Below are 7901 nucleotides of genomic sequence, written 5' to 3'. Positions count from 1 at the left end.
CGCTGCCGACGGCAGCGCAACCCCACTCCAGCCTCCGCTAGGCGCGTTGCGCCAAGCTCCGGCATCCTCTCCCGCAAGGGGAGAGGATTGTATGGGGTCGTGCGGCGCGTTAGGTGCTCATCATGGCCTCCACCGAAATCGAAGCGCTCGTCCAGCAACTCGCCCGCCTGCCGGGCCTCGGCCCGCGGTCGGCGCGGCGCGCGGTGCTGCACTTGATGAAGAAGCGCGAAAGCAGCTTTGCGCCGCTGCTCGCCGCGCTCCAGACGGTGTCCGAACGGCTCGTCACCTGCGGCATTTGCGGCAATATCGATACGCAAGATCCGTGCGCGATCTGCGCCGACCCGCGCCGCGATGCGCGCTCGCTGTGCGTCGTCGAGGAGGTGTCGGATCTCTGGGCGCTCGACAAGTCGCGGCTCTTTCCGGGCAAATATCACGTCCTCGGCGGGCGGTTGTCGGCGCTGGAGGGGGTGCGGCCGCAGGACCTCAGCATCGATGCCCTCGTCGCGCGCGTCGCGGCAGGCGGGATCGACGAGGTGGTGCTGGCGATGAATGCGACGCTGGAGGGCCAGACGACCGCGCATTATCTCGCGGAGCGGCTGGAGGGTTATCCGGTACGGCTGACGCAGCTGGCGCATGGTTTGCCGGTGGGGGGCGAACTCGATTATCTCGACGAAGGGACGCTGGCGCAGGCACTGCGCGCGCGGCGGCCGATGGGTTGACGCGGGGCGTTCGAATTCATACCTCGCAACTATGGCCATCCTACCCATCATCGAGACCCCGGATCCCCGGCTGCGCGTCATTTCCAAGCCCGTCGAAACCTTCGACGCCGAGCTAAAGCAGCTTGTCGCCGACATGTTCGAGACGATGTACGACGCCCCCGGTATCGGGCTTGCCGCGATACAGGTGGGGGTGCCGAAGCGTATCCTGGTGATCGACCTGCAGGAAATCGATCCCGAGGATGAAGAGGGCAAGCGGATCATCCGCACCCCGCGCGTCTTCATCAACCCCGTCTTCTCCGACGAGAGCGAGGAGCATAGCGTCTATCAGGAGGGCTGCCTGTCGGTCCCCGAGCAATATGCCGATGTGACGCGCCCCGCCGAAGTCACCGTCGACTGGCAGGACGAGGATGGCAAGCCTCACCGCGAACGGATGAGCGGGCTGATGGCGACGTGCATCCAGCACGAGCACGACCATCTGGAGGGCATTCTCTTTATCGACCATCTGTCGCGGTTGAAGCGCGAGATGGTGCTGAAGAAATTGGCGAAGCTGCGCAAGGCGGCGTGATTGGCTCACCCCTCTCCCCTTGCGGGAGAGGGCAGCGAGACTTGCCAGCTTGCTGGCTAGTCGCAGCGGGTGAGGGGGCTGGCGCCTTGTGCGCCAAGTGACTCTGTCCCCAACCTCTAGTTCTCAAATTCTTATGCGGCGCAGACGCGCCGCGGCACCCACCCCTGTATCCCCTCCCGTAAAGGGAGGGGAGAATGGGGCTATTCCGCCTTCTTCGCCACGCCCACCATCGCGGGGCGCAGCAGCCGGTCCTTCATCATATAGCCGGCCTGCATTTCCTGCACGATCGTGCCCGGCTCCTTGTCGCTCGGGATTTCGAGCATCGCCTGATGCTGGTTCGGATCGAGCGGCAGGCCGATCGCCGCGATGCGGGTGATGCCGTTGCGTTCGAAGACGCTCAGCAATTCGCGCTCGGTCGCTTCGAGGCCGGTGATCAATGGCTTGATCGCCGCATCCTCGCGCTGTTCCGGCGTCAGTGCGGCCAGCGCGCGGCCGAGATTGTCGGCGACCGACAAGATGTCGCGGGCGAATTTGGTCGATGCATAGGCGTGCGCGTCGGCGATTTCCTTGTCCTTGCGGCGCGTGACATTCTGCGTCTCGGCGCGCGCATAGAGCAGATCCTGCTGCAGCGCGGCGATCTGTTCGGCGAGCTTCGCCGTTTCATCCTGCGGTTCAGCTGCGACGGCTTCGGGGGCTGCGGTTTCTTCGGTCGCGCCGTCGTCGACGGGCGTGTCATTTTCGATATTCGTCATAAACCTATCGTATCAGTCTTGAGAGCGATTGTGCGGTGAAATCCACCATGGGTACGATCCGGGCATAGTTCAAGCGCGTCGGGCCGATTACGCCCACCACGCCCACCACGCGCCCGTCCGATCCGCGATAGGGCGCCGCTATCACGGACGAGCCCGACAGCGAGAATAATTTATTCTCCGACCCGATGAAAATGCGCGTCGCGCTGCCTTCGCGCGCGCTGTCGAGAAGCTGCGCGATGTCCTGTTTGGTTTCGAGTTCATCGAGGAGCTGGCGCACCCGGTCGAGATCGCCGACCGCGCTTTCGTCGAGCAGGTTCGCCTGCCCGCGCACGATCAGCACCGGGCGGTCGGCGCCGTCGGACGACCAGACCGCGAGGCCGCGGCTGACAAGATCCTGCGCCGCACGGTCGATGGCGATTCGCTCGGCCTCGATCTCGCGCCGGACGCGCGCCATCGCTTCGGTGAGGGTCAGGCCCGACAAGGTTGCGCTGATATAATTGCCCGCCTCGACGAGCGCCGACGGGTTGAGTCCGGCCGGAATGTCGATGACGCGATTCTCGACCGTCCCGTCGCCCGCGACCAGCACGACGAGAGACTGGTTCGCCGACAGCGGCACGAAGGCAAGCTGTTTCAGCACGCGCTCGTGCTTGGGAACGAGGACGAGGCCCGCGCACGCCGACAGGCCCGAAAGCGCCGCGGTCGCCTGCGCCAGCGCGCTTTCGATCGGGCCGCCTTCGACCAGGCTCGCCTCGATCTGCGCACGGTCCTCGGCGCTGGGTTCGGCGACCTGCATCATGCCGTCGACGAACAGGCGCAGGCCTTGCTCGGTCGGCAAGCGTCCCGCGCTGGTGTGCGGGCTGGCGAGCAGGCCGAATTCCTCCAGGTCCTGCATGACGTTGCGGATCGAGGCAGGGGAAAGATTGAGCGTCGCGAGCTTCGACAGCGTGCGCGAGCCCACCGGCTGCCCGGTTTCGAGGTACGCGTCGACGACCAGCCGGAACACATCGCGCGCGCGCGTCGTCAGTTCGGTGATCGGCGGAGTGGTCATGGGCAGGATTTAGGGATGGGGAGGAAGAAGCGCAACAAAGCCCGCGCCTGGTTTTCCTCCTCGTCTTCCCCGCGAAGGCGGGGATCCAGCTTATTCCTTCTTCGCGCCTTTGCGCCTTTGCGCGAGATTTTTATGGTTTCACGCAAAGGCGCGAAGGCACGAAGAAGAGACAAAGAAGAAAGCCGGGTCCCCGCCTTCGCGGGGATGACGGAAAAAGGGGGTGTAATTCGATGCACGCCCGCTTAGCTTCCTGCCCGGGGAGGCAGTCATGATAACACGCCCGCTTAACCAGGACGACCCGCTCGACGATTTCGAGCATCGCGACATCGACCTGCTCGGCCGCACGCACCGCGCCTATACAATGGGCAGCGGCCCCGCCGTGATCGTGATGACCGAAATGCCGGGGATCAGCCCGCATGTCGCGCGCTTTGCACGCTGGGTGCGCGACGCCGGCTTCACCGTCTATATGCCGCACATCTTCGGGAAAGATGGCGCCGTGCCGCGGATGCCGGGCGCGCTGTTCTCAATCCTCGGCGGCTGCATCAGTCGTCAGTTCCGCGCCTTCCAGGCCAACGAAAGCTCGCCCGCGACACAGTGGCTGCGTGCGCTTGCGGCGCTGGCGCACAAGGAATGCGGCGGCAAGGGCGTCGGTGCGATCGGCATGTGTTTCACCGGCAATTTTGCGCTGTCGATGATGCTGGAGCCCGCGGTGCTCGCACCGGTGCTGTCGCAGCCCTCGCTGCCGCTGAACGATGCGGCGGGCATGCACATCCACCCCGACGAGCTTGCCGCGGTCAAAGCGCGGATGGAGGCCGAGGATCTGACCGTGCTCGCCTATCGCTTCGAGGGCGACAAATTCTGCAAGGCCGCCCGGTTCGAGGCGTTCGAAAATGCGCTCGGCGACCGCTTCATCGGCCGCGTGCTGCCCGACGAGGCGGCGAACCCCGACAGCCCGATGAAAAACCCGCACAGCGTCGTCACCATCCACCTGATCGACGAGGCCGGCCAGCCGACCGTGCAGGCGCGCGATGAAATCCTCGATTTCTTCAGGATGCGCTTGAGCGGTTGAGAGCCACGGCCTAAGGGCCTCGGCAATCAAAGATCGAAAGGACATTCCATGCGCCCCTCCGGCCGCGCGCCCGACCAGATGCGGTCGATCGCCATCGAAACCAACTTCACCATCCACGCCGAAGGCAGCGTCCTTGTCAGCTTCGGCAACACCAAGGTGCTCGTCACCGCCAGCGTCGAGGAGAAGGTGCCGCCCTTCCTGCGCGGCAAGGGGCAGGGCTGGGTCACCGCCGAATATGGGATGCTGCCCCGCGCGACGCACACGCGCGGCAGCCGCGAAGCCGCGAAGGGCAAGCAGTCGGGACGAACGCAGGAAATTCAGCGTCTTATCGGCCGCAGTTTACGCGCAGTCGTCGATATGGCGAAGCTCGGCGAGCGCCAGATCGTCATCGACTGCGATGTCATCCAGGCCGACGGCGGCACCCGCACCGCGTCGATCTCGGGCGCGTGGGTCGCGCTGCGCCTCGCAGTCGACAAGCTGATCGCGGCGGGCTCGCTGACCGAGGATCCGATCGAGGACAGCGTCGCGGCGATCTCGTGCGGCATCTACCAGGGCACGCCGGTGCTCGACCTCGATTATGACGAGGACTCGGTCGCCGAGGCCGACGGCAATTTCGTGCTGACGGGCAAGGGCCGGATCGTCGAGGTGCAGGCAAGCGCCGAGGGGGCGACCTATGACGAGGAAGGCCTGCTGCGCCTCCTGCGCCTCGCGCGCATCGGCTGCACCGACATCTTCGCCGCGCAGGCGAAGGCGGCGGGCCGCTGAGGTGACGCGCAAGCTCGCTCCCGGCAAGCTCGTCATCGCGAGCCACAATGCGGGCAAGGTGCGCGAAATTCGCGCGCTGCTCGAACCCTTCGGGATCGAGCCGGTGTCGGCCGGCGACCTCGGCCTTCCCGAGCCCGAGGAGACGGGCACGACCTTCGTCGAAAATGCGCTCCTGAAGGCGCATGCGAGCGCGTCGGCCGCCGGCCTGCCCGCGCTCGCGGACGATAGCGGCCTCGAAGTGGCGGCGCTCGGCGGGCGGCCCGGCGTCTATACCGCGGACTGGGCCGAACGGCAGTGGTTCGAGGGCGAAGAGGGCCGCGACTGGTATCTGGCGATGGGCAAGGTCGAAGGCCTGCTCGCCGAGCAAGGCGCGGATGTCGACCGCAGCGCGCGCTTCGTCTGCACGCTGGCGCTGGCCTGGCCCGATGGTCATGCCGAAGTGTTCGAGGGCAGGGCAGAGGGCAGCTTGACCTGGCCCCCGCGCGGAACGCTGGGCTTTGGTTATGATCCGGTGTTCGTTCCGGCGGGCAACACGCTGACTTTCGCCGAAATCGATCCGGCCGAGAAACATGCGATCAGTCATCGTGCCGATGCTTTTGCCAAGCTGGTGGCGGGCGTGTTCCAAGAAGGCGCCTTTAAAACCTCGTCACCCTGAACTTATTTCAGGGTCCATGGCTCGCCGGTTCCTTCGGCGCGGCATCGAATTCGAGGGCCAGCTATGGATGCTGAAACAAGTTCAGCATGACGAACTGGGAATAATATCACTATATCGCCTCCGCATGGCCGAACCGCTCGCCCTCTATGTCCATTGGCCGTTCTGCGTCAGCAAATGCCCCTATTGCGACTTCAACAGCCATGTGCGCGAGCGTGTCGATCAGGTGGCGTGGCGCGCTGCCCTGCTTGCCGATCTGCGGCATGAGGCGCTGCTGCTGCCGGACCGGCTCGTCTCGTCGATCTTCTTCGGCGGCGGTACGCCCAGCCTGATGCCGCCGGCAACCGTAGCGGCGGTGATCGCGGCGGCGCAGGAAGCGTGGGGACTGACGGACGATTGCGAGATCACGCTGGAGGCGAACCCCAATTCGGTCGAGGTCGCGAACTTCGCCGCGCTTGCGAGTGCCGGCGTGAATCGTGTGTCGATCGGCGTCCAGAGCTTCGATGCGCAAATACTTGAATTTCTTGGCCGCGCGCACAGCGGCGACGAGGCGCGGCGCGCGATCGCGGCGGCGCAGGAGCATTTCGCCCGGGTCAGCTTTGACCTGATCTATGCGCGGCCGGGACAGGCGCTCGGCCAATGGGAAGCCGAACTGAACGAGGCGCTGGCGTTCGGGACGGGACATCTCTCGCTCTACCAACTCACCATCGAACCCGGCACGCGCTTTGCGACGCTCGCCGCGAAGGGCGATCTTCTTATCCCCGATGGCGATACCGCCGCCGATTTGTTCGACGCGACGCAGGCGGTCACCCGCGCGGCGGGACTGCCGCGCTACGAAGTATCCAACCACGCGAAGCCGGGGGAGGAGAGCCGGCACAATCTGACCTATTGGCGCTATGGCGATTATGCAGGGATCGGACCCGGCGCACATGGGCGCCGCCTTGCGCAGGCGACCGAACGACATAGAAAGCCCGAAAATTTCATCTCCGCGGTCGGCCGAAACGGACACGGGCTGAAGGTCGAAGCCGATTTACCCGCGCACGAACGCGCGACCGAAGCGATGTTGATGGGGCTGCGGCTCACCGAAGGAGTCGATCTGGCGCGCGTCGAGGCGCGCAGCGGGCTGGGTCGAGAGGCTTTCGTCGATGAGGGCGCGGTCGAACGGCTGTCGGGGCAGGGATTGCTCGTCCGGAATGGCGACCGGCTCGCGGTGACTGACGACGGCATATTGCTGCTCGACTCGATCCTTTCCGAGGCGGTGCGCACAAGCTAAGGTCTCCCAAAGCCCGTTCGCCCTGAGCCTGTCGAAGGGCCGTTCTTCCTTTGCCCGGCTGGAAGAAGAACGGGGCTTCGACAGGCTCAGGGCGAACGGAATTGATGTTGGCTGACGGACTGATCCGCGACTGGGACGCCCATCTGGCGGATGAAAAGCGCCGGTCTGAGCATACGCGCCGCGCTTACATCGCGACCGCGGAACGGTTTTGCGCCTTTCTGTCCCATCATCGCGGCGCTGCGGTCGATGCGACTTTGCTCAAATCGCTGACGGCGAACGATCTTCGCTCGTACCTTGCCGATCGTCGTGCCGAGGGGCTGGGCAATGCTTCGGCCGCGCGCGAACTCAGCGCGCTACGCACCTTCCTTCGCTTCGTCGGCAGCTCGAACGCCAGCGTCCCGCAAATGCGCGGGCCGCGCGTCAAGAAGGGCCTGCCACGCCCCGTCGCGCCTGCCGAAGCGCTCCAACTCGCGCAAGATGTCGAGGATAGCGCCCGCGAAGGCTGGGTCGGAGCGCGCGATTTCGCGCTGCTGCTGCTGCTCTATGGTGCGGGATTGCGCATTGGCGAGGCGCTGGGCCTGACCGGTGCGGCGCTGCCACTAGGCGACACGCTGCGCGTGACCGGCAAGCGGAACAAGACGCGCATCGTCCCGATCCTGCCCGCCGTCGCGAGCGCGGTCACGCGCTATGTCGCGGCCTGCCCATGGCCGATCGGCAAGGAAACGCCGCTGTTCCTCGGCGCCCGCGGCGGACCGCTCCAGCCCGGCGTGATTCGCGCGAGCGTCCGCTCGGCGCGCCGAGCGCTCGGCCTGCCCGAACGCACGACGCCGCACGCGCTGCGCCACAGCTTCGCGACGCACCTGCTTGCCGGCGGCGCCGACCTTCGCAGCCTGCAGGAATTGCTCGGCCATGCCAGCCTCGCCTCGACGCAGGTCTATACGGCGGTCGACGCGGCGCATCTGCTCGATATCTACCGCAGCGCGCATCCGCGGGCTTAGGGTCAGGACCCATTAATTCCACGTTCGAGGTTTGAAGCGATTTTGTTCAGTGCGAGGAAG

9 protein-coding genes are annotated in these 7901 nt (G+C 65.7%); 7 read left to right on the top strand and 2 right to left on the bottom strand.

Annotated features, from left to right (window positions below; genetic code table 11):
* The first annotated feature begins 122 nt into the window (after nt 1–122).
* Both recR and def read left to right on the top strand, forming a co-directional pair.
* Nucleotides 123–719 (top strand): recombination mediator RecR, encoded by a 597-nt coding sequence (recR, locus tag J1N50_RS16180; protein WP_215355603.1) that lies wholly within the window; start codon nt 123–125, stop codon nt 717–719.
* Nucleotides 720–750: 31 nt separating this feature from the next.
* Nucleotides 751–1284: a peptide deformylase gene (gene def, locus J1N50_RS16175; RefSeq protein WP_215355600.1), complete on the top strand. Its 534-nt coding sequence runs from the start codon at nt 751–753 to the stop codon at nt 1282–1284.
* 200 nt (nt 1285–1484) lie between these two features.
* On the opposite strand, the gene grpE is transcribed toward def, so the two are convergent.
* Nucleotides 1485–2036 (bottom strand): nucleotide exchange factor GrpE, encoded by a 552-nt coding sequence (gene grpE / locus J1N50_RS16170; RefSeq protein WP_215355598.1) that lies wholly within the window; start codon nt 2034–2036, stop codon nt 1485–1487.
* A 4-nt stretch (nt 2037–2040) separates the two neighbouring features.
* Entirely contained in the window at nt 2041–3084 is a 1044-nt protein-coding gene (hrcA, locus tag J1N50_RS16165) for a heat-inducible transcriptional repressor HrcA (RefSeq protein WP_215355596.1), read from the bottom strand.
* A gap of 268 nt (nt 3085–3352) precedes the next feature.
* Here hrcA and J1N50_RS16160 point away from each other — a divergent pair, with 268 nt between their 5' ends.
* From J1N50_RS16160 to J1N50_RS16140, 5 genes are all read left to right on the top strand, one after another.
* Nucleotides 3353–4153 (top strand): dienelactone hydrolase family protein, encoded by an 801-nt coding sequence (locus tag J1N50_RS16160; RefSeq protein ID WP_215355594.1) that lies wholly within the window; start codon nt 3353–3355, stop codon nt 4151–4153.
* Nucleotides 4154–4201: 48 nt separating this feature from the next.
* The gene (gene rph, locus J1N50_RS16155) at nt 4202–4918 is read left to right on the top strand and encodes a ribonuclease PH (RefSeq protein WP_215355592.1); all 717 of its coding nucleotides are present in this window, start codon (nt 4202–4204) and stop codon (nt 4916–4918) included.
* A gap of 1 nt (nt 4919) precedes the next feature.
* On the top strand, nt 4920–5573 hold the full coding sequence (rdgB, locus tag J1N50_RS16150; protein WP_215355590.1) for an RdgB/HAM1 family non-canonical purine NTP pyrophosphatase: 654 nt from the start codon (nt 4920–4922) through the stop codon (nt 5571–5573).
* Between the two features lie 124 nt (nt 5574–5697).
* Nucleotides 5698–6843 (top strand): radical SAM family heme chaperone HemW, encoded by a 1146-nt coding sequence (gene hemW, locus J1N50_RS16145; protein WP_215355588.1) that lies wholly within the window; start codon nt 5698–5700, stop codon nt 6841–6843.
* A gap of 104 nt (nt 6844–6947) precedes the next feature.
* On the top strand, nt 6948–7841 hold the full coding sequence (locus J1N50_RS16140; RefSeq protein WP_215355585.1) for a tyrosine recombinase XerC: 894 nt from the start codon (nt 6948–6950) through the stop codon (nt 7839–7841).
* Nucleotides 7842–7901: the final 60 nt, after the last annotated feature.

It is taken from the genome of Sphingopyxis soli, assembly GCF_018682675.1.
Lineage (GTDB): Bacteria > Pseudomonadota > Alphaproteobacteria > Sphingomonadales > Sphingomonadaceae > Sphingopyxis > Sphingopyxis soli.
Note: the sequence above shows the minus strand (reverse complement) of the source record. Positions and strands in the feature narration are given on the sequence as shown.

What these genes read in the sequence shown, in the direction of transcription:
- rph (WP_215355592.1), top strand. Translation starts at nt 4,202, where the DNA reads ATGCGCCCCTCCGGCCGCGCGCCCGACCAGATGCGGTCGATCGCCATC.
- grpE (WP_215355598.1), bottom strand. Translation starts at nt 2,036, where the DNA reads ATGACGAATATCGAAAATGACACGCCCGTCGACGACGGCGCGACCGAA.
- hemW (WP_215355588.1), top strand. Translation starts at nt 5,698, where the DNA reads ATGGCCGAACCGCTCGCCCTCTATGTCCATTGGCCGTTCTGCGTCAGC.
- J1N50_RS16160 (WP_215355594.1), top strand. Translation starts at nt 3,353, where the DNA reads ATGATAACACGCCCGCTTAACCAGGACGACCCGCTCGACGATTTCGAG.
- recR (WP_215355603.1), top strand. Translation starts at nt 123, where the DNA reads ATGGCCTCCACCGAAATCGAAGCGCTCGTCCAGCAACTCGCCCGCCTG.
- J1N50_RS16140 (WP_215355585.1), top strand. Translation starts at nt 6,948, where the DNA reads ATGTTGGCTGACGGACTGATCCGCGACTGGGACGCCCATCTGGCGGAT.
- hrcA (WP_215355596.1), bottom strand. Translation starts at nt 3,084, where the DNA reads ATGACCACTCCGCCGATCACCGAACTGACGACGCGCGCGCGCGATGTG.
- def (WP_215355600.1), top strand. Translation starts at nt 751, where the DNA reads ATGGCCATCCTACCCATCATCGAGACCCCGGATCCCCGGCTGCGCGTC.